Annotated in this window: 22 protein-coding genes; 9 read left to right on the top strand and 13 right to left on the bottom strand. The window is 69.0% G+C overall.

All coding sequences use genetic code 11. The features are described from left to right. Positions 1-48: 48 nt before the first annotated feature. On the bottom strand, positions 49-654 hold the full coding sequence (locus tag DL990_RS15220; protein WP_125799070.1) for an HSP18 transcriptional regulator: 606 nt from the start codon (positions 652-654) through the stop codon (positions 49-51). Between the two features lie 118 nt (positions 655-772). Here DL990_RS15220 and DL990_RS15215 point away from each other — a divergent pair, with 118 nt between their 5' ends. The 3 genes from DL990_RS15215 to DL990_RS15205 all read left to right on the top strand — a co-directional run bounded on the left by DL990_RS15215 (position 773) and on the right by DL990_RS15205 (position 2,279). After that, entirely contained in the window at positions 773-1,213 is a 441-nt protein-coding gene (locus DL990_RS15215) for an Hsp20/alpha crystallin family protein (protein WP_125799069.1), read from the top strand. A gap of 78 nt (positions 1,214-1,291) precedes the next feature. Then, a complete protein-coding gene (locus DL990_RS15210) occupies positions 1,292-1,672 on the top strand; it encodes a DUF6292 family protein (RefSeq protein WP_125799264.1) in 381 nt (126 codons plus the stop codon). Between the two features lie 205 nt (positions 1,673-1,877). Next, positions 1,878-2,279: a hypothetical protein gene (locus tag DL990_RS15205; protein ID WP_233620480.1), complete on the top strand. Its 402-nt coding sequence runs from the start codon at positions 1,878-1,880 to the stop codon at positions 2,277-2,279. Here the strand turns inward: DL990_RS15205 and DL990_RS15200 are convergent. Continuing rightward, positions 2,269-3,126 (bottom strand): SigB/SigF/SigG family RNA polymerase sigma factor, encoded by an 858-nt coding sequence (locus DL990_RS15200; protein ID WP_125786735.1) that lies wholly within the window; start codon positions 3,124-3,126, stop codon positions 2,269-2,271. The two genes, DL990_RS15205 and DL990_RS15200, sit on opposite strands and share 11 nt — an antisense overlap. Positions 3,127-3,298: 172 nt before the next feature. On the opposite strand from DL990_RS15200, the gene DL990_RS15195 reads away from it, so the two are divergent. Beyond that, entirely contained in the window at positions 3,299-3,631 is a 333-nt protein-coding gene (locus DL990_RS15195; RefSeq protein WP_125799068.1) for a plasmid stabilization protein, read from the top strand. A 138-nt stretch (positions 3,632-3,769) separates the two neighbouring features. Here the strand turns inward: DL990_RS15195 and DL990_RS41835 are convergent, their stop codons facing one another. From DL990_RS41835 to DL990_RS15180, 3 genes are all read right to left on the bottom strand, one after another. After that, positions 3,770-3,988 (bottom strand): hypothetical protein, encoded by a 219-nt coding sequence (locus tag DL990_RS41835; protein ID WP_233620479.1) that lies wholly within the window; start codon positions 3,986-3,988, stop codon positions 3,770-3,772. A 331-nt stretch (positions 3,989-4,319) separates the two neighbouring features. Beyond that, positions 4,320-4,670 carry an STAS domain-containing protein gene (locus tag DL990_RS15185; protein ID WP_125799067.1) on the bottom strand — a complete coding sequence of 117 codons (351 nt, stop codon included), beginning with the start codon at positions 4,668-4,670 and terminating at the stop codon, positions 4,320-4,322. A gap of 49 nt (positions 4,671-4,719) precedes the next feature. Further along, complete coding sequence (locus DL990_RS15180; RefSeq protein ID WP_125799066.1) at positions 4,720-5,271, bottom strand: hemerythrin domain-containing protein; 552 nt, start codon at positions 5,269-5,271, stop codon at positions 4,720-4,722. 91 nt (positions 5,272-5,362) lie between these two features. Here DL990_RS15180 and DL990_RS15175 point away from each other — a divergent pair, with 91 nt between their 5' ends. Beyond that, complete coding sequence (locus DL990_RS15175) at positions 5,363-5,740, top strand: VOC family protein (protein ID WP_125799065.1); 378 nt, start codon at positions 5,363-5,365, stop codon at positions 5,738-5,740. Positions 5,741-5,823: 83 nt separating this feature from the next. Continuing rightward, the gene (locus DL990_RS15170; RefSeq protein WP_125799064.1) at positions 5,824-6,606 is read left to right on the top strand and encodes a GAF and ANTAR domain-containing protein; all 783 of its coding nucleotides are present in this window, start codon (positions 5,824-5,826) and stop codon (positions 6,604-6,606) included. 72 nt (positions 6,607-6,678) lie between these two features. Here DL990_RS15170 and katG read toward each other — a convergent pair whose 3' ends face one another. Beyond that, on the bottom strand, positions 6,679-8,913 hold the full coding sequence (gene katG / locus DL990_RS15165; protein ID WP_125799063.1) for a catalase/peroxidase HPI: 2,235 nt from the start codon (positions 8,911-8,913) through the stop codon (positions 6,679-6,681). Positions 8,914-8,938: 25 nt separating this feature from the next. Then, the gene (locus DL990_RS15160; protein WP_125786742.1) at positions 8,939-9,364 is read right to left on the bottom strand and encodes a Fur family transcriptional regulator; all 426 of its coding nucleotides are present in this window, start codon (positions 9,362-9,364) and stop codon (positions 8,939-8,941) included. A gap of 126 nt (positions 9,365-9,490) precedes the next feature. Between DL990_RS15160 and DL990_RS15155 the strand changes: the two genes are divergently transcribed. After that, entirely contained in the window at positions 9,491-10,546 is a 1,056-nt protein-coding gene (locus tag DL990_RS15155; RefSeq protein ID WP_233598964.1) for a hypothetical protein, read from the top strand. Here the strand turns inward: DL990_RS15155 and DL990_RS15150 are convergent. The 4 genes from DL990_RS15150 to DL990_RS15135 are packed head-to-tail and all read right to left on the bottom strand — an operon-like array spanning position 10,429 to position 15,186. After that, positions 10,429-11,811 carry an MATE family efflux transporter gene (locus DL990_RS15150; protein WP_125786743.1) on the bottom strand — a complete coding sequence of 461 codons (1,383 nt, stop codon included), beginning with the start codon at positions 11,809-11,811 and terminating at the stop codon, positions 10,429-10,431. The two genes, DL990_RS15155 and DL990_RS15150, sit on opposite strands and share 118 nt — an antisense overlap. After that, a complete protein-coding gene (locus DL990_RS15145; RefSeq protein WP_125786744.1) occupies positions 11,808-12,860 on the bottom strand; it encodes a PLP-dependent cysteine synthase family protein in 1,053 nt (350 codons plus the stop codon). The genes DL990_RS15150 and DL990_RS15145 overlap by 4 nt, the downstream gene beginning before the upstream one ends. Then, entirely contained in the window at positions 12,857-14,212 is a 1,356-nt protein-coding gene (locus DL990_RS15140) for an alanine racemase (protein WP_125799062.1), read from the bottom strand. Before DL990_RS15140 ends, DL990_RS15145 begins: the two co-directional genes overlap by 4 nt. Then, on the bottom strand, positions 14,203-15,186 hold the full coding sequence (locus DL990_RS15135) for an ornithine cyclodeaminase (RefSeq protein ID WP_125786746.1): 984 nt from the start codon (positions 15,184-15,186) through the stop codon (positions 14,203-14,205). The genes DL990_RS15140 and DL990_RS15135 overlap by 10 nt, the downstream gene beginning before the upstream one ends. A gap of 291 nt (positions 15,187-15,477) precedes the next feature. On the opposite strand from DL990_RS15135, the gene DL990_RS15130 reads away from it, so the two are divergent. Beyond that, positions 15,478-16,752, top strand: coding sequence for an amidase family protein (locus DL990_RS15130; protein ID WP_125799061.1), 1,275 nt, complete (start codon positions 15,478-15,480; stop codon positions 16,750-16,752). An 829-nt stretch (positions 16,753-17,581) separates the two neighbouring features. Then, on the top strand, positions 17,582-18,097 hold the full coding sequence (locus DL990_RS15115) for a DUF4188 domain-containing protein (RefSeq protein ID WP_199746398.1): 516 nt from the start codon (positions 17,582-17,584) through the stop codon (positions 18,095-18,097). Here the strand turns inward: DL990_RS15115 and DL990_RS15110 are convergent. Both DL990_RS15110 and DL990_RS15105 read right to left on the bottom strand, forming a co-directional pair. Then, positions 18,073-19,113 (bottom strand): AraC family transcriptional regulator, encoded by a 1,041-nt coding sequence (locus DL990_RS15110; protein WP_125799059.1) that lies wholly within the window; start codon positions 19,111-19,113, stop codon positions 18,073-18,075. The two genes, DL990_RS15115 and DL990_RS15110, sit on opposite strands and share 25 nt — an antisense overlap. A gap of 85 nt (positions 19,114-19,198) precedes the next feature. Continuing rightward, positions 19,199-20,632, bottom strand: a complete 1,434-nt coding sequence (locus DL990_RS15105) for an MFS transporter (protein ID WP_125799058.1) — start codon at positions 20,630-20,632, stop codon at positions 19,199-19,201. Positions 20,633-20,655: the final 23 nt, after the last annotated feature.

Here is a 20,655-nt window from a genome sequence, read left to right as displayed (position 1 = left end):
GCGAACGGCGGCGGATACCCGCTCCGGACCGAGTTCACACCTCCCGTTTCACCGTGAAGACCGCCGGTCGTCGACGGCGTCCCGCCGGACCTGCTCGGCGTACACACCGATCTCCCCGAGCCGTTCGGCGAATCCGGTGTGCTCGCGGGGAAGCTGTGTGCGCAGGTCGGCCAGCGGCGCCAGCAGACCGGTGACGTCGTCCTCGCCGAGCACCGCGCTCACCCGGTCCGCGCTTTCCCTCGCCCTGGCGTTCAGCCCGTCCAGCGCGCCTGCCTGACCGGCCAGCTGCCGCAGGATCGCCGAGTTGCGCCGGGCCCAGTCCGCCACCGCGCGATCACCGGCCCGCCGATCGCGTTCCGCGTCGACCCGTGCCTCCCCGGTGTGCTCGCCGCCGATGGAGGGCCGCAACCGCAGAAATCGCCGCTCCGCCGCCTGACGGCTCGCGACCCCGAGTGCCGGGGCGAGCGCCGTCCAGCTGGTGCCGCCCTCGCGTGCGGCCGCGATCAGCTCCGGCTCCCACGCGGCCAGCTGTTCGCGCACCGTCTTCAGTGCGACCAAGGCCTCCAGGAGCCGCTCCGGTTGCGAGGCGCCGGAGCGGGCCTCGGCCACGATGTCGTGCACGGAACGCACTGTTCGAGCGGGGTCTTCGTCCATTCTTTGCCATCCCGTCCGTCATCCGATCGACGACTTGGCAGTTGTCATCGTTTCGATGACATGCTACAACAGTAGTGCGTGTTGACACCAGAGACAACGAGCCAGGAGGTGGAACCCGATGTTGATGCGCACCGACCCGTTCCGTGAGCTGGACCGGTTCACCCAGCAGATGTTCGGCGCCACGACGCCCGGAACGTGGTCCAAGCCGACCACGATGCCGATGGACGCGTACCGCGACGGTGACGAATTCGTCGTCTGCTTCGACCTTCCCGGTGTCGCGGCCGACGCCATCGAGCTGGACGTCGAGCGCAACGTCCTGACGGTCAAGGCGGAGCGTCGGCCTGCCCCGGGTAAAGACGTCCAGATGCAGGTTTCCGAACGTCCGCTGGGTGTCTTCTCCCGTCAGTTGTTCCTCGGCGACGCCCTCGACACCGACCGCATCGCCGCCGGGTACGAGGCCGGCGTGCTGACCTTGCGCATCCCGATCGCCGAGAAGGCCAAGCCGCGGCGCATCGAAATCAAGGGGGCCGAGTCCGACCGCAAGGAGATCCAGGCCTGAGTGTCCCTTCCGGTGCGGGGCCCGCTCGGGCCCCGCACCGGCTGAGACCGGGGAGAAAGGAAGTCCTCGTTGCTCACCATGCCTGTCCGGCACCCCCACACCCGCGAAGCCGTGTGGGGCTACCTCGCCGACGTCACGGATGCCCTCGGCGTCGGCCTCGAATCCTGCACCGTCGACCACGACAGCCCGGTCTCGGCCTACGTCGCGCTCGACGGACGCCTCCCCACCCATCCGGACCGCGACGTCGCCCTGCTGTGGGACGAAATCCACGGCTGGGCCGTGGCGATCGAGACCCATTCCGGCGAAGACCTCATCGTGCTCCGTTATCTGGGCGGGAAGACCGCCACCCCGGAGCCCGCCAGGGTCGCGCGCTTCGTCAAGGCCGTACGCGAAGACGACCACCGCTTCGGACAACTCACCCCGCCGGATTTCGGCATGCCGTCCGCTGTGCACGAGTGACCGCGGCGCGCGTCGAGTACCTCTGAAGGGCTTGGGCTGTGTCCGGCGAGTATCGCCGGGCGTGCTGACCTGCGGAAAGGGAGCGGGGGACCTTTGGTGTCGCGGGAGGGGTGTGTGGATATTGGGACGTTGAGTGTCCCTATATCCACACACCCCTCACTCGCTGTCAGGGCCATCGCTGACCGTGTGGATTTTGGTGCGTTGGATGACCCGAAATCCACACCGTCACCGGGAGGGGACCGCGAAACTGGATCCGGACCTCGTCGTGGACTTCGCGTACGTCCCGTGGGGAGAGAAGAGCCGCGTACTCGGCGAGCGGCTCGACCTGCCCGCGCGCAGCACTTCCTTGGCGTACCTCACCGCGCTCGCCCGTCTTGGCGCCGATCGCGTCGCGCTCGCCTCGATCTATCACCGCGACACGACCGCGACTTTCGCGGATTTCCTCGCCGAAGCGGGGGTCACCACCGTTCACTCGGTCTCCGCCGACGCCCCCTCGGACCGCGCCCCGGCCACCGCGGTCACGCTCTGGGATTCCTTGCACGCACTGGGTACCCCGCCGACCCGGCCGGGGCTCGGCAAGCTGTTCGCGGCGGCCTCTACGCCTTGAACCTGCCGCGCAACTCTTGCAGCGTCTTCGTGAGCAGACGGGAGACGTGCATTTGGGAAATCCCGACACGCTCGGCGATCTGAGACTGCGTCAGCCCCTCGAAGAACCGCATCGCGAGGATCGCCCGTTCGCGTTCCGGCAGCTTTTCGAGCAGGGGGACCACGGTGTGCCGGTCTTCGATGTGCTCGAACCGGGAATCCAGCTCCCCCACCACGTCCGACAGGGGAAGCGAGCCCTCGCCGTCGTTGACCGGCCTATCCAGTGACGAGGTCTGGTAGCTGTTCGCGGCGAGCAAGCCTTCTCGGACGGTGTCGACCGCCACGTCGAGGTGACCGGCGAGTTCGGTGGGGGTCGGCGCGCGGCCGAGGGTCTGGGTCAGTTCCGTGGTCGCCCGCGAAAGCCGGGTGCGCAGCTCCTGCATCCCGCGCGGGACGTGCACCGCCCAGCCGGTGTCGCGGAAGAACCGCCGCACCTCGCCCATGACGGTCGGCACCGCGAAGGCGAGGAAATCCCCGCCCATTCCGGGATCGAACCGGTCGACGGCCTTCATCAACCCGATCCGCGCCACCTGGACCAGGTCTTCCCTCGGCTGGCCTCGTCCGCTGAAGCGGGCGGCGATGTGCTCGGCTATCGGCAGCAGTTCGAGGATCAGACGTTCGCGCAGACGGCGCCGATCCGGGTGACCGTCGGGCAAGGAGGCCATCTCGTCGAACAAGGGGCGGCAATGCGAATAGTCGTCTTTCCGTGCCCTGCCGCTTGGGCGGTCACGCGGGGACGGCACCACCTGCTCCCGCTCTTCCCGCAGGACGGAGTGGTCGAGGTCTTCCATGAGCGACGGCGCGTTCATCAAAGTCACATTCGTCCCTGGTGAACTGGCATTGGTCCGCTCCCCTCGTCTTCACCGGATTACCCGGCAGACGGACACGACAAACATCGACCACCCTGGCCTGGACGAGTGATCTCACGATTCGTCCGTGATCCGAGGGGGTATTCGCAGGTCACGAACCCAAGGAGGAGCCGTGCCTGAACAGAGCTGGAGCGACAAACGCGAACGTCAGTACGAGCACATCAAGTCCTCCCAGAAGAAACGCGGCACGAGCACCGACCGCGCCGAGGAGATCGCCGCGCGCACGGTCAACAAGAATCGCGCGCAATCCGGTGAATCCAAGACCGCGAGCAAGAGTTCGACCAGGGACACCTCACCGCAGGAGCGCGGCGGCCAGCGGTCCGGTAACCGGAAGGGCCCCGGCGGGCCGACCAAGGACCAGCTCTACAACGAGGCGAAGAAGCGCAACATCAAGGGCCGCTCGAACATGACGAAGAAGGAACTGCAGGACGCCCTCGGCCGCTGATCGGAGCAGGATGGACCACTCGCGCGCACCGGTGCTGGAAGCCATCGACGCCGACCCGGCCTGTCCGATCACCGGCGGATCGCGGTGCAGATCACCCACGCCGACGACCAAGACACGGTCTCCGCCCTGCTGCACGGCTTACGCGGGCTGGTCGACCACGACTTCGAGCGGCGGCCGCCGGTCGACCTGCCCTCCGGCGCCGAACTGACGCTGGAAATGCGGATGCTGCCTCGCGACGCGTTCTTCGCCGAAGCCGAGCACGTGCCGCTGGACAAGGCCGAAGGGCGCGTGAGCGCGGAGATGATCAGCCCCCTGTCCGCCAGGGGGCCCGGCGATCGCTCCGGGCAAGGTGTTCACCGAGGCGATCGTGGGCTACCTCCACACCGGTGTCCGGACGGGCATGTTCGCCTACGACGCCGCGGATCCGGAGCTGGGCACGGTACGGGTCGTCACCTGAGGGCGTGGATTTGCCTCCCGTGCCCGACCTGCCCCGGCGCTGACGATGGAGGAATCGGGACGTTCAGTGTCCCGATTCCTCCATCGTCAGAGAGTTCGCCTCGGTCTCGTTCCCTCCGTCGATCACACCCAGATCAGTCGAGTTCGGTTTTCGACAGGGCCGCTGTGACCAGTCCGCCTCCGCGCCCACCGCCCACTTGACCAGCGGTTATGCGACTTCACCCCAAAACACTCACGACCCGGGCGTGACGACCTTCAGGGTCGGCAGCAGCCCGGTGAGCTCAAGGGCGCGGAGCAGGACCTTGGACGGCGCCAAACTCAGGTCGATGCCGGCCTCCACGCACTGACGGTTCGCCTGCACCAGCACGGAAAGGCCCGACGAGTCACAGAAGCTGACTCTGGTCAGGTCGAGCACCACGGCAGCGGGACGCCGCTCCAGCAACTCCTGGAGCTCGGCCCGGAGCCGGGAACTGGTCGCGATGTCGATATCACCCGCCACCTCGACGGTGATCGCGTCTTCCGAGCGCACCGTCTCGGCCATGACGAGAGGAGCGGCCTGCCCGGCTTCGGTGTCGATCGCCATGCATCGACGGTAAAAGGCCTCGGTCCGGACCGCAACCGTCGTCTCCCGCTCAGGACGATTGGGCGACCTGCCACGCGATCTCGTCCTTGCCCATCTTCGAAGCGCCCGTCACACCGGCGTTGCGCGCCTGGGTCAGGAGTTCTTCCTTCGTGGCCTCACCGGGGCGGTCGCCGAGGTGTGAAGTGCGGCTCGTCACGAAGGCTTCACCGAGCTCGCGCCGCCGTGCCTCGTTCAGTTCGCGACGCATCTTCGGCAGGATGGTGGATTCCTCCTCCTTCACGTGATGCGTGACGGCCTCGACGAGGTCGGAAAGCACCTTGTCGAACTGCTTCGATCCGGGATCGGTGTCGTTCAGCTTCACCAGCAGCTGCTCGGCCTCGGCGTGCTCCTTCTGGCCGTGCGCGACCTCGTCGGACTCGTCCGCCTCGCCTTTGGCCGCCGGGTACACCTCGGCCTCCTCGGCCCGGCTGTGCGCGGTGAGCAGCGACGAAAGCACCGGGACGAGCAGCGGTCGTTTCTCCGGATGCCGTTCGAGTTCGCCGAACAGCCGCTCCACCTCGCGATGGTCCTGCATGATCAAGTCCACTACGTCGCCCGCCACAGCCGCCTCCTCGGTCCGGGATCACTTCGACGCCACCGGATACCCGGGCGGAGCCGATTCATTCCTCTTGGCGCGGGGATATCCTCAGCGCATGGCTTGCCGTATCACCGAACTCATCCTCGACTGCGCCGATCCGGTCCGGATGGCGGCGTTCTGGTGCGAAGTGCTCGGGTACGTCGAGATCGGCAAGGATGGCGACGACATCGAGATCGGCCCGCCAGGGACCGGCTTCGGCGGTCCGCAGCCCACGTTGATCCTGAGTCGCAGCGACGATCCGAAACCCGGCAAACTCCCCCTGCACATCGACGTGAACCCCACCGACCGTGATCAGGACGCGGAACTGGAGCGGCTGCTCGCCGCCGGGGCGGTGCCCGCCGACGTCGGCCAGACGGGGAAAGAATCGTGGAAGGTGCTCGCCGACCCCGAAGGAAACGTGTTCTGCCTCCTTCGCAACCGGGTCGATCCCTGAGCACCGTCCACATCGGACTTTCGATTGGCGGATGACACCACTGGGTACCCGTGAAGGACCCGAACCCGACTGGATGGTCAGTGATGGCGGACGAACGACTGTGGCAGCGCGACAGGGCCGGTTTCGGCTCCGCCGAGGACATCTCGGCAGGTCCGCTGGCCGAGCAGTTCGTCGAGCTCACGCGCCTGTTGCTGACCGCGTCGACTCCCGCGCAGGTCCTCCAGCAGGTCGTCGACGCCGCGTACCGGGTGGTGCCGGGCGCGGATCTGGTGTCGGTCACGCTCCGTGCCCCGGACGGGACCTTCCACACGCCGGTCTCGACCGGTGAGGTGGCGTTGGAACTCGACGAGGTGCAGTATCGCGCCGGGACGGGGCCCTGCGTCGACGCCGCCGACAGCGGAAGCCCCGGTCACGTCCGAAGCGACGACCTGGCGACCGAGAAGCGGTGGCCGGACTTCTCCCGGGCCGCCGCGGGCCACGGGTACACCGCGATCCTGTCCACCGTGCTGGTTCCCCACGCGGCTCCGCCGAAGCTGCCCGGGGCGCTGAACATCTACAGCCGCCGCCCCGACGCCCTCGACGCCGTCTCGGAGGACACCGCGCTGCTGCTGGCCACTCACGGCTCACTCGCCTTGGCCAGCACCAACGCCGTGAGCCGGATCGAGCTGGAAGCACACCACCTTCGCCGGGCCGTCGAATCGCGCGACGTCATCGGGCAGGCGAAAGGGATCCTCATGCAACGACGCGGCCTGACCGCCGACGAGGCCTTCGACCTGCTGCGCCACACCTCCCAGGACCTCAACGTCAAACTCGCCGAACTCGCCCGCACCCTCGCCACCCGGCACACCGAACTCGACCTCCCCTGAAGCGCGTGAAGGCCCCTTCCCGCGGCTGAGCCGTGGGAAGGGGCCTTCACGCGCAACGGCGGACCGCGACGATCAGGCGAGGTCGAACCGGTCCAGCTCCATGACCTTGGTCCAGGCGGCGGCGAAGTCGGCGGCGAACCGCTCGCGCGCGGCCTGGCCCGCGTAGACCTCGGACAGCGCCCGCAACTGGGAGTTGGAGCCGAAGACGAGGTCGACGGCGGTGGCCGTCCACCTCACCGCGTCCGTGGCGACGTCACGGATCTCGTAGACGTTCTCCTCGGCCTCCGACACCTTCCACCGGGTGCCCGGCGAGAGCAGGTTGGTGAAGAAGTCGTTGGTGAGCACGCCGGGCCGGTCGGTGAGGACACCGTGCCGGGTGCCACCGGTGTTGATCCCGAGTGAACGCAGGCCGCCGACGAGGACGGTCATCTCGGGCGCGGTCAGGTCGAGCATGTAGGCGCGCTCGACGAGCAGGACCTCCGGCTGCAGCTTCTCCTCGGGACGCAGGTAGTTGCGGAACCCGTCGGCGCGCGGTTCGAGCAGCGCGAACGACTCGACGTCGGTGTCCTCCTGCGTGGCGTCGGTACGGCCGGGGTGGAACGCCACGCTCACCTCGGTGCCGGCGTCGCGCGCGGCCTTCTCGACGGCGGCGGTGCCCGCCAGCACGATCAGGTCGGCCAGCGAGATCTTGGCGCCGCCGGCGTCGTTGAACTCGCGCCGGATGCCTTCCAGGGTCTCCAGGACGGTCCTGAGCTGCTCCGGCTGGTTGACCTCCCAGCCACGCTGCGGTTCCAGGCGGATCCGGGCACCGTTGGCGCCACCGCGTTTGTCGGTGGACCGGAAGCTCGCGGCGGACGCCCAGGCGGTGCCGACCAGCTGACCGACCGTGAGCCCGGACTCGAGCACCGTCCGCTTGAGCGTGGCGATGTCGGTGTCCCCCACGAGTTCGTGGTCGACCTCCGGCACCGGGTCCTGCCACAGCTGCGGTTCGGGCACCCACGGTCCCAGGAAGCGGCTGACCGGGCCCATGTCACGGTGCAGCAGCTTGTACCAGGCCTTGGCGAAGGCGAGGGCGAACTCGTCCGGGTTCTCCAGGAAGCGGCGCGAGATCTTCTCGTACGTCGGGTCGACGCGCAGCGCCAGATCCGTGGTGAGCATGGTCGGCTTGTGCTTCTTGGCCGGGTCGTGGGCGTCCGGGATGATCGACTCGGCGTCCTTGGCGACGTACTGCTTCGCGCCGCCGGGGCTCGTGGTGAGCTCCCATTCATAGCCGAAGAGGATCTCGAAGAACCGGTTGCTCCACTGCGTCGGCTTGTCGGTCCAGGTGACCTCGAGACCGCTGGTGATCGCGTCGGCGCCCTTGCCGCTGCCGTGGTCGCTCAGCCAGCCGAGACCCTGCGTCTCGATCGGGGCGGCTTCGGGCTCCGGGCCCACGTGGTCGTCGGCGATGCCCGCGCCGTGGGTCTTGCCGAAGGTGTGGCCACCGGCGATGAGCGCGACGGTCTCCTCGTCGTTCATCGCCATCCGGGCGAAGGTCTCCCGGATGAAATGGGCCGCCGCGGCCGGGTCCGCGCTGCCGCGGGGTCCCTCGGGGTTGACGTAGATGAGGCCCATCTCGGTCGCGCCGACGTCGGGCACCATCTCGGTGTCGGTGGCGTAGCGCTCGTCACCCAGCCAGGTGTCTTCCGGACCCCAGAAGATCTCCTCGGGCTCCCAGGTGTCCTCGCGGCCGAAGCCGAAACCGAACGTCTTGAAGCCCATCGACTCCAGCGCGACGTTGCCCGCGAGCACGAGCAGGTCGGACCACGAGATCCGCTGGCCGTACTTCTCCTTGACCGGCCACAGCAGCCGCCGCGCCTTGTCGAGGTTGGCGTTGTCGGGCCAGCTGTTGAGCGGGGCGAAGCGCTGCGCGCCGTCACCGGCCCCGCCGCGGCCGTCGTGGATGCGGTAGGTGCCCGCGGCGTGCCAGCTCATCCGGATCATCAGGCCGCCGTAGTGGCCGAAGTCTGCGGGCCACCAGTCCTGCGAGGTGGTGAGCACCTCGACGATGTCCCGTTTGAGGGCATCGACATCGAGTGCGGCGAACTCGTCGGCGTAGCTGAAATTCGCGCCGAGCGGGTTGGATTTGGACGAGTGGGCGTGCAGCACCGAAAGGTCGAGCTGGTTGGGCCACCAGTCCTTGTTGGTGCGCGGGCGGCCGCCGGACTTCGGCGTCGGCGAGTCGATCGCCGGGTTCTCGCTCTCGCTACCGTGCGCGGTCACGGAGTCGTGGGCCACCGGGCAGCCCTTCTCCGGGGTGTCACTCATTTCTTTCCTTCCGTGGCAGGCGAATTCATCGCTGGACGGGTTCGGCCGCGCAGTCGGGGCAGACGCCCCAGTAGACGACCTCCGCCTCGTCGATCACGAAACCGTGGTCGGCGGAGGCGGTGAGGCAAGGGGTATGGCCGACGGCGCAGTCGACATCCGCGATCGCGCCACAGGACCGGCACACGACATGGTGATGGTTGTCCCCCACCCGGGTCTCGTAGCGGGCGAGTGTGCCCGCCGGCTGGATGCGGCGGATCAGGCCGGTTTCGGTCAGTGCTCGCAGCACGTCGTAGACCGCCTGGTGCGAGACCGTCGGCAGGCCGGCCCGCACCAGCGCGATCACCGTTTCGGTGTCCACGTGCGGGTGATCGCGCAGCGCGGCGAGCACGGCCAGCCGGGGCCGAGTCACGCGCAGCGAAACCGCTCGCAGCTGTGCCTCGAAGTCGGACATCACCAAGGACGATAAGAGCGTCTCTGGAACGGGTCAAATCAAGACCCCTGGGGAGTGACGTCCGGTTTCGACCGGATCGACCCCGGGTAGCCGGTGGGCGAGCCATGACTTGCGTGAGGTGAGTTCATGACAACGACCGGAAAAGGCAAGCCGCCGGACCGCATCGAGATCGCCGACGTCGAGTGCCTCGAAAACGCGGTCGACGTCTTGCGTGCGTTGGATTACCGGCAGGGTGGTGCCTTTTCCCACGACGCGGTGCACGTCGTGAAAAGGGTCAGCCTCCTGCTTCATTGGGGCGCGGTCCCCGGCGCGCTCCGGTCACGGCTGCTCACCGTGCTCGCCGATCTGCACAATCTGCTCGGCTGGACGGAATTCGACATCGGCCGCCGGATTCCGGCACGGCTCCGGTTCGACCGCGCGCTCGCTCTCGCCGGCGAGGCCGGGAACGACGGTCTCGTGGCCAACATCTGCTACCGCCTCGGCAGGCTGGAACTGCACCATGACGACGTCGAAGCCGGGCTGGGCCACTTCCGCCGGGGGCAGGCCGCCGCCCACCGGTCCGGTTCCGGGCGGGCGCGGGCGATCCTGACCGTCAACGAGGCGTGGGCCTTGGCGAAGGCCGGGGACGAGCGTGCCGCCCTCGACGGCCTCGCGCGGGCGGAGTCCCGGTTCGAGCGGGCGGACACGTGGCCTGCCGCGCGGCCATGGGAAGCCTTCTTCGGCACCACGGACATGGAAGCGATGCGAGGCACCGTCCTCACCGAACTGGCTCAGACGGTCACCGCACGGCACAGCGAGGAGGCGATCGCGCGGCTTCGCGACGCGACCGGCCACTACGGCGCGGAAATGTCCCGCAGCCTGGCGCTCACCCTGATCATGCTCGCCCAGAACCACGCACTCCAAGGTGATTTCGACGAGGCCGTCCGCATCGGCACCGAGGCGGTGGACCTCGCGCGTGGCCTCGGTTCCGCCCGCACCAAGGACCGGCTCGCGCCGCTGGCGGCACTGCTGCGAACACACGCGGCCGACCCCGCCTCCCGCGCTCTGCTCGCCAGGATCGACGCCTACCGCGCCGAACCGGTCCCGGCTCCGGCGAACCGCCGCGCGAGCAGTGCCGCGGTCGCCGCGAAACCCACGCACAATCCGGCCCAGACACCCCAGCCGCCCCAAGCGAACACGTAGGCGCACAGGACCATGGCCGGTACACCGACCGCCCAGTACCCGACGAGGGTGCAGCGGAGCCCGGAAACGGTGTCGCCGAGCCCGCGCAGCAGGCCGACGAGGATGTTCTGCGTTCCCTTGCTGTACTGCTGCGCGATGGCGAACACCAGCAGGGTCGACGCGGTGCCGAGCACCACCGCGTCGGCCTCGTCGTGCAGGAAAGGCCACAACAACACCTGCGGTATCACCAGGTACGCCAGGCTCACCACCGCCATGAAGGACCATGAAAGGGTGAGTGCCTGCCGGGCGATCACCGGCGCCCGCCGACGTTCGCCGTGGGCGACCGCTCGACTGACCAAAATGGACGATCCCTGCGACAGTCCGATGTTGACCTGGTAGACGATGTAGGCCAGCTGGTTCGCGACGTTCGACGCGGCGAGCATCGCCGGGCCGAAGGCTCCCATCAGGACCGTCGCGATCGAGGTGATCGCGGCCTCCGACCCGTAGGTGAAACAGATCGGGGTCCCGTGCCGGACGATATGCCGGACCACCGCCGGATCCGCGCGCCAGAGCGCGAGCGACACCATGGGGCGCAGCCGCGGGTCCCGCCGGACGGCCGAGGCGAACACGGCGAGGGTGAAGAACTGGACCAGTGTCGTCGCCAAACCGATCCCGGCGATGCCCAGTGCCGGCAGGCCAGCCCAGCCGTAGACGAACGCGGCGTTGAGGGCGGCGTTGACCGCGATCGACACCAGCGTGACGGCGAGCAGGGAACCCGGGCGCCGCAGCCCGACGGCGAACTGGCGCAGCACGTTAAGCCACACCATCGGGAACAGCCCACCGGCCAGCGCGAACATCATTGCCTTGGCGAGTGCGACGATCTCCGGTTTCTGGCCGAGCAAAGGCAAAGCGGCCGCGAGTCCACAAAGGACTGCCGCGCCGATCGCCGCGGTCACGGTCGCGACGAGCAGCGCGGACCGCAGGAGCGCCCGGATCTCGTCCCGCGCGCGTTCGTCGAGTTCGCCGGTGCCGGTGCGGAGTTCGCCCGCACCGGCGGCCGTGGCCACGAGGTTCCCGACGCCGGTGACCATGCCGACGCACATGGTGCGGATCTGGTTGTAGAGCAGGATCGCCAGCCCGCCCGCCGCCACCGCCGTCACCCCGAGCAGGCCCAGCATGGCCAGGTCGACGCTGGTGAGCGCCACCTGTGCCAGCTGGATTCCCGCGATCGGCGCGGCCAGCGCGACGAGTGCCCGGTATCCGCGCGTGGCCACCATCGTGGTCATACGCCCACCGCCACCGGACGAGCCGTCCTGTCGCGGATGGCCACTCGCACGGACGCGGCGTAGGCGGCGAACCAGCGATCCATCCGCCGGTGGGCGAGTTCGTCGAGCACTCCCCTGGCACGCAGCCATTCGTCGTCGTAGACCGAGTCGAGGTACTTCTCGCCCGCGTCGTTGCACAGCACCACCACGGTACTTCCGGCCGGATACGCGTAGAGCCGCCGGAGCGCGACCTGGATCGCGCCGCCGGTGGTCCCGCCGACCAGCACACCGGTGCGCCGCCCGACGACGCGTGCCCCGGCGAAGGCGTCGCCGTCGGACACGCGGTGGGCTTCGTCGATCACCGATCGGTCCACGTTGTCCCCGACCGGGAAACCGGCCGGGCTGCCCGCCCCGGTCTGGTGGTAGATCCCCGGCGCGCCACCGAAGATGATCGAGCCGACTGGTTCGACCGCCACCGCGTGCGTGCCCGATCCAGCCGCGCGCAGGGCACGGGCCGTGCCGCACAGCGAACCGCCGGTGCCGATCGCCGCGACGAGCACGTCGACGGCGCCGAGCTGCTCGAGAAGTTCCCGCGCCAATCCGGTGTAGCCGTTGCCGTTCCCCGGATGGTTGTGCTGATCGGGATGATAGGCACCGGTTTCCGCGGCGATCCGGGCCGCGACCCGCCTCCGCTGGACCGAACTGACGCCGCCGTCCGCCGGGGCTTCGACGAACACCAGCTCCGCGCCGAGCGCGCGCAGCATCCGGAGTTTTTCACGGGCGGCGTGATGGTCGACCACGGCGGTGAACCGGTAGCCGCGTTCCAGCGCCACCAACGCGAGCCCGTTGCCGGTGTTGCCGGAGGTGGGCTCGATGATGTGCCCGCCCGGCCGCAGCCGTCCTTCGAGTTCCGCCTCGTCGATCATCTGCCTCGCCATGCGCACCTTGCACGAGCCGGTCGGGTTGAGGTGGTCGAGTTTGAGCAGGAGGCGCGTGCCGGTGCCGGTGCGCGCGAGCTCCAGCAGCGGCGTGTTCCCGATCAGATCGGACGCGCGCTGGACGATGGTCATCGGATCTCCTGGATCGGATAGTCGGTGTCGACGTGCCAGTGATCGCCGTCGACCACCACCTTCGGCGGCAGGGGAAGCTGGTGGAAACCGCTCTCGTTCTTGTCCATCTGGTAGCCGGCCGTGTTGGGGTACACGAGGAGATCGCCGGTCCTCGGCCGGGCGGGCAGCTCCACCGCGCGCCACGTGAGCACGTCGTACTCCATGCAGCTCGAACCCCCGACGACGGTGCGCACCGGTGTGCCGTCCGTGGCTTCCCTGGCTTCTCTGGGCACGAGGAGCGGATCGGGCAGGAACTCGCTGCCCTTCCACTGCTCGGACAGGCTCATCGACAGGCCCGCGACCGTGGTGATCAGGTGACCTTCGGCCGGTTTGCAGCCCAGCACCGGGAACACCGAGAACCCGGCGCCGTCGACGAGCGCTCGGCCCGGTTCGAGCAGCAGCTCGATCCCGGCCGCGCGCAGCAGATCAGCCAGCGGCTTCCCGGCGATCTGGTGCCGCAGGATGGCGGTGACCATGGCCGCACCGGTCGGTGACTGGTGGTACGGATAGGTCCGCACCGGGTTGCGGCCGGCGTGGAACCAGCCGTCATGCCTGCCGGACTCGAACCGCGCCCAATCTTCGGCGTCCACATAGGACACGGCGATTCCGCCACCGATACTGATCTTCGACGCGGGATGCCCGAGTGCACGGGCGTCCTGGCAGAGATCGATCAGGTACGCGGCGAGTTCCGCCCGCGGCACCGGGTCGTAGCCGTCCAGGTGGAATGAGAAACCCCGCAGGACGACCGGTTCGGCACACTGCCGCACAGCCTCCTTCAAGGCGCCGGGCGCGAAGCCGAACCGGCTCTCCGGCGCGGACGGCGGCCTCACCCGCAGCAGCACCTGGGCCGTCTCCCCGAGTTCGGCGGCCATGCGCGCGACGCGTTCCAGTTCGTCGGCCGCGTCCACCGCGATGAGACAGCGGTGCCGCAGGGCGAGCCAGAGGAGGCCATCCGGTTTGGCGGCCCCGGTGACGCCGATCGTCTCCCCGCGCAGGCCGTTGCCGAGGGCGTGCACCAGTTCGGGCACGCTCGCGACGTCGACACCGGTGCCCGGACGGGTGCATTCCCGCAGCCACGCCGCCGCCTTGTTCGCCTTCTTCCCGTAGTAGACGGTGCCCTCGACGCGCTCGGCCGCGAGCGCCGCGACCATTCCCCCGAGGTTCTCGGAGAAAGTGGCCGGATGGATCACGTGGAAGGGGCCGCCGCCGATCCCGCGGGCGATCTCCCACAAGGTCTCCGAGCCACGCAGCCGGTGCGCCCAGGGACGTTCGAGCGCGGGCAAGGGCGGGGACAGGGTGTCGATCAGGTCCACAGGGCCACCTCACGGCCGCGGCCCGCCGCGATGGCGCGGGCGGCCAGCGCGTGCGCCACCGGGATGTCGGTGATGATCATGCCGCTGCTGAAGGCGAACACCCGGTCTTCGTCACCGCGACGCCCGGGTGCGCGACCGGCGAGGATGTCGGGAAGTTCGGCGTCGATACGGAACACGCCGTCCGGGCCCGCCATCCGCTGCCCGGTCACCTCGACCTGCGCGCCGTTGGTCGCCACGGTGTAGTCGGCCTCGGCGAGCGTGCCCTCCTGGACTCCCTTGCTGGCGACCGAGATCAGCAGTCCGCCCGGCGGCAGCCAGCCGAGGCGGATCTTCGGATGCGCGGCCCGGCCCGACGCGGCGACCACGATGTCGGACTCGCGCGCCGCTGCCTCCACGTCGTCGACGAGTTCGACCGCGCGGTCCGGGAACCGCTCTTCGAGTGCGGCGACGCTGTCGCGCAGACCGTCGGGATGCGTGCCGAACAGCCGCAACCGTTCGAGGTCCGGCAACGCGGTGAGCAGGTACGGCAGCGTCCGGATCCCCTGCGCGCCGGTGCCGACCATGAGCGCGGATCGCGCCCCCGGCCGGGCGCACGAACGCGCGATCAGCGCGGTGCTGGCAGGCGTGCGGGTGGCGCCGACGCGGTGGCAGTCCATGAGCGCGAACGGCAGGCCGGTGGTGTCGTCGTAAAGGGTGATCGTCGTGTAGTACTTCTCGGCCGAGGTGCTGCCCTGCCGGTAGCTCGTCTTGAACGCGGCCTGCTCGAGGGAGCCGTCGTAGCCGAGCATCGAGTACGCGACGGCGTCCCGCGCGGGATCCGGCATCGGCACCATCAGCTTCGCCGGATTCCGCGAGGCTCCGGACGCGTAGGCCAGATAGCCGTCTTCGACCATGGTGATCGCCTCGTCCGGCGTGAGTTCGAGGTTGTGCAGATCCGTGCGCGTGAGAATGTGCAGCGAGGGACCGGAGCTCATGAACGTTCGGCCTTTCTGGTGGACGGGGTGACAGGCGCGTCCCGGATCTCGGGAGCACGACAGAGGAAAGCCCGGCCGCAGCTTAATGAAAACGATTGTCTTTATCAGTAAGTGTGGCCTTTGTCACGCCTTGGGCGACATGTCGCGAAAGCCAGTTGTCACCGCGAGTTCCGCCTTCAATCACGCGAGTTCCGCCTTCAATCACGCGAGTCTCGTGCGTGGACACGCGAATCACGCCTTGGCTTTCGCCTTCCTCGCTAAGCTGGCCGCCCTCGACCCCAGGAGTTGCCGGTGAGTGGAACTCGAAGTGCCGCCGAATGCCGCGCCCGGGCGGAAGAGGTCCAGGACCTCCATGCGCTCAGCCACCTCGCGCCGGAGCCGATCGGCCCGCCCTCGGGCCTTCCGCTGGTTGTCAAGGACAACATCCACGTCGCGGGCATGCCGAACGCCGCGGGCACCCCGGCACTCGCGCACCACGTTCCGCGTGCGCACGCGGGCGTGGTCCGGCGCCTGCTCGACGCGGGCGCCACCGTCATCGGCAAGGCGGCCATGCACGAACTCGCGCTCGGCATCACCTGCGACACGACTCCGCTGGGTCCGGTGCGCAACGCCTGCGACCCGTCCCGCTTCGCCGGCGGCAGCAGCGGCGGGACCGCCGTGGCCGTCGCGGCGGGCATCGTCCCGGCGGGCCTCGGCACCGACACCGGGGGTTCGGTGCGCGTGCAGGCCGCGCTCAACGGGGTCTGTGGTTTCCGGCCGACCACCGGCCGCTACCCGTCCGACGGCATCACGCCGTTGAGCAGCACCCGGGACACGGTGGGGCCGATCGCCCGAACGGTCACCGATCTCGCTTTTCTCGACGCCGTCCTCGCGGCGGAGGAACCGGGCCCCCTGGTCGGACTCCCGCCGATCCGGCTGGGCGTGCCACACGGTTTCCTGACCGGCGACCTGGCGGACGACGTCGAAGAACTGTGGGCGTCCGCGCTGATCCGCCTGCGCGCGGCCGGGGCCACGCTGGTGCCGGTCGACGACACGCCCCTCGCCGAACTCGTCACCGATCAGGGCATGCCGCTGGTGATCCACGAAGCGGGCACCGGGCTACGGGCGTACCTGGCCGAGTACCTGCCCGAGGTCTCGTTCGAGCGACTCGTCGACGAGATCGCCGCGGCCGACGTCCGGGCGATCTTCACCGAGTCGGTCGTGCCGGGCGTCGCACCTGCCGTCTACGAGGCCGCCCTCGTCAACCGCTCGGCCTTACGCCGCGCCTACGCGAAGATCTTCGGCGAGACCGGAATCGACGCACTGGGATTCCCCACGACACCGGCGACGGCACAGGACTTCTCCGCCGTCGAGAAGTTCGTCCATCGTGGACGCGCGGTCCCGACCTTCCCCACCTTCATCCGCAACTGCCAGCCCGGCAGCATCGCGGGCGTCCCCGGCTTGACCGTCCCGATGGGACACGGCCAAGGCGGCCTGCCCGCCGGGCTGGCGCTCGACGGCGCCGTCGGCGGAGACCGGAAACTGTTGGCGGCCGGGGCTTTCGTCGAACGGGTCCTGACCGCCTAGGTCCTGGTGTATTGAGAGGTAAGTCGAATGTGGCGTGCTCGAGTCGGCGGTGGGAGCGGGTCGTTCTCTTAAGGGGTAGGGCAAAAGTGGCAGGTTGCGAAAGCCACTTTGGCAACGTTCAACGTTGCGAAAGTGGCTTTCGCAACGTCGGGGGCAGGGGTGCGGCAGCAAAGAAGAGGCCTTCGCAACCCCAGTACCATCCCGGAACCCACAGCCGAGACGCGTCGCGAAAGCCACTTTCGCGACGCCTGAGGTCCCGAAAGTGGCTTTCGCGACACAGCCGCACCACGGCCGCGAGCGAATCCCCGCGACCCGGCACCTTTGCGCTACCCCCTGCCCGCCAAGAGCTGGCCGGTTCGCGGGCACACTCCGATTCAAGCCGAGACGGCGCCGGTGTAGCGGTCCAGCAGTTTCTCGTCCAGTTCGGCGAAACCGTGTCCGTGGCTGGAGTAACAGCCGTCGCCGGCCACCAGAGGCGCGGAGAGGAAGCTGCCGAACCCGGCCTTGTCCGCGCCATGGGCGAAGAGCGGCCATCGCGTTCCTCGCCCGGCCCGCCGCCGGATACCTCACCGGTGCCTCACTGGTCGTGGACAGCGGCCTGATGTTGATGGACGCCCAGGCCGGGACGTCCTACCCCGCGCACGACTGGCGCTCGCCCTGAGCTTCCGGCGCCGGCTGTCCATTGTGGAGCGTCGAGCCCGTACTCCGGGAACCGGCGCGGAACGTGTCCGGTTCGCCCCCCTTGGTGGCCGTCGCCGCCCTCCACGTGAAGCCCTGCCACACGGTGAACTGATCCCCGTTCGGAGTCATGTTCACAAAGGAGAAAACCGTGAAGATCATCCCAGGCAGGGTCACGCATCAGTACGACGGGGAGCTGGTGGTGTTCCACATCGGCATGACGTTCAACAAATGGTGGCGGCCCGATCTCTATCTGCCGGTCTTCTTCGCCATGCCGGCGATGATGCGCGAGCTCGCCGACGACCCGGACTCGGGACTGCTCAGCTACGAGTTCCTGTTCAACCGCAGAGGACCGTTCGCCGTGCAGTACTGGTCCTCGGCCGAGAAGCTCTACGCCTACGCGTCCGCCGGATCGCTGAGTCACCGGCCGGCGTGGACCAGGTTCAACGCGATGGCGAGGAAGCACCCCACGGCGGTGGGAGTCTGGCACGAGACCTTCGTCGTCGAGCGTGCCGAGAGCATGTTCGTCGGGACGCCGTCCATGGGGCTGCCCAAGGCGACGAAGACCGTATCCGTCGAGAAACGACATCACCAGGCACGCACACGCCTGGCGGAGGGCGCCACCACGCTGCCCGCGAGCCTTCAGACCGCCGAGAGCCCGGCCTGAGACCCGTCATCCGAGGTGCGGGCGGCAAGTGGGGTCCGGCCGGTCCAACGACGATAAGCACGGCGGAACTCGCGGCCGTCGCTGAAGCCGACTTCGGCGGCCACAGCCGAGATCGCCAGGGTGGAGTGCCGGAGCAACGCGGTCGCGTGTCGCTCGCGGACGCGGTCGCGGATGGCGCCGAACTGGTCGCCCGCCTCGGCGAGCTGCCGGCGCAACGTGCGTTCGCTGATGTGCATCTGCGCGGCGATCTCGGCCATGGTGAGCGGGCGGTGGAGGTGCGCGTTCAGCATGGCCTCCACCGCGGCGACGACTCCGGGCCTGATCCGCGCCGGAGCGATCAGGCTCCGGCACACCGCGAGCGCCGTCCGCAGCGTCGGTTCGTGGTGAGTGGGGATCCGCGATCCCAGCACGTCGGAACTGATCACGAGCCGGTCGGCGTCGGCGGCGAAGTGCACCGGGCAACGGAAGAACCGCTCGTACCGGGCGGCATACACCGGCGACGGGTAGGACAGGAAGAGCCGGGTGGGCGTCCAGGTCTCACCGAGGACGGAGCGCAGGAACGCGATGGTGCTGGCGAAGGCCTCCTCCGCGAGGAACGGAAGCAGGGCTGGATCCGGCCAGCGCTCCCGGAGATACAGTTCGATCTCGTCCCCGTCCAGCCCTTCCGCGATGAAGTCGGCGAGGCTGCCGGAAGCCCGATGCAGTTCGTCGAGCACCCCCAACGCGTCGCCGACGGTCGCGGACGATCTCATCGCGACGCCGACGAAGCCGAAGGACAGCAACGCGTCGCGGGCTCCGACCTCGATGCCGAGGGGCCGTTCGGGCAGCGCCGCGACGGCTCTGCGGAGCACCGTTCTCGCTTGGTCCAGCGACACGCGGACATCGACGTCTTCGAGGAGCCCGGGCTCCAGCCCCGTCCCCGAGAACCAGGCCGAGACCGGCAGCCCGGCCTGGCGGCCGATCGCCACGACCGCGCTCAGCAGCGTCGGCGGAATGGCCGCGTCAGCGGGTGTCATCGACGAAACCAGACCATCACCCGATTCTAGGAGAAATCCGCCTCGGAATACCCGTCCCCGCGGAACCGCGGGGACGGGCCGGAACTCAGGCCGCGGTCTTCTTCCGCTGGAGCAGCAGGAGAAGTGCGGTAACCAGGCCGATCGCGGCGAAGATCGCGCAGGCGAGGAAGGCGGCGCTGAAACCGTCGGTGAGGGCTGCCTTGTCGGTGGAGCCGCCGGTCACCGCGAAGGCCACCGAGGAGGTGATCGCCACGCCCAGTGCCGCGCCGACCTGGAAGGTGGCGTTGTTGAGACCCGAAACCAGGCCGGACTCCTCAGGCCGAGCGCCCGACAGCGAGGCGATGGACGCCGCCACGTTGGTGCTGCCGATACCCGAACCGAAGACCACGAGCCCGATGAACAGGTCGGTCCAGTAGCCGCCCTGCGGCGAGATGGCGGTCAACAGCAGCAGGCCGGTGCCCAGCAGCGTCATGCCGACGATGGCGATCGCCTTGTAGCCGATCTTCGCCGCCAGGCGGGCGGCGACGTTGGCCCCGATGATGGACATGACCGCGTAGACGGCGGTGCTCAGCCCGAAGCGGACCGCGCTGTAGCCGAGGACCTGCTGCGCGTACAGCGAGGTCACGAAGGCTCCGCCGTAGACGCACATCGCCACGAGAAGCATCAGGATGTTCCCGCCGACCAGCGAGCCGGAACGGAAGATCCGCAGCGGCACCAGCGGCGACTTCCCCCGGCTCTCGACGACGACGAACAGGGCCAGCAGGACCACCGCGCCCGCCAGCATCCACAGCGTGCGGCCGGACAGCCAGCCGGCCTCCGGCGCGACCACGACGGCGTACACCAGCAGCCCGATCGCGGCGGTGATCGTGAGTGCGCCCAGCGGGTCGAAGGACTTGCGGCCATGGCGGACCGGCGTCTCCCGCAGCAGGCGCGGCCCGAGGAACAGCACCGCCAGCACGACGGGGATGTTGATGTAGAAGATCCACTCCCAGCCGAGCCCGTCGGTGATGGGGCCACCGATCAGCAGGGCGGCGGTGGCGCCGAACGCGCCGATGCCGGTCCAGATGCCCAAGGCCTTGTTGCGTTCGGCGCCCTCGCCGAAGGTGTTCATCAGAACGGCCATCGCCGTGGGCGTCATGATCGCCGACGAGAGGCCCTGGAGCAGGCGGGCACCGATGAGCACCTCTCCGGTCCAGGCGAGTCCACAAAGGATGGACGCGACGCCGAAGAGGGCGGCGCCGACCAGGAACATCCGGCGGCCGCCGAGCAGGTCGGCGGCCCGGCCGCCGAACATCAGCAGGCCACCGAAGGCCAGCAGGTAGGCGCTCATCACCCACTGGGCGTTGCCAGGGTCGAAACCGAACTCGGTCTCGATCGCCGGAAGCGCCAGCAGGACGATCTGAGAGTCGACGATGACCATGAAGAAGGCCGCGCACAGCAGCGCGAGGGCCTTCCAGCGTCTGGGGTCGGGGGTGGACGGCGCCGGGGCCGAGGCGTCGGGGAGATGGGTGGTACTCATCGCTTCTCGCTTCGTTCAGGATT

It is taken from the genome of Amycolatopsis sp. WAC 01416, assembly GCF_003947485.1.
In the GTDB taxonomy this organism is placed as follows: domain Bacteria; phylum Actinomycetota; class Actinomycetes; order Mycobacteriales; family Pseudonocardiaceae; genus Amycolatopsis.
This window is presented reverse-complemented; position numbering and strand designations above follow the sequence as displayed.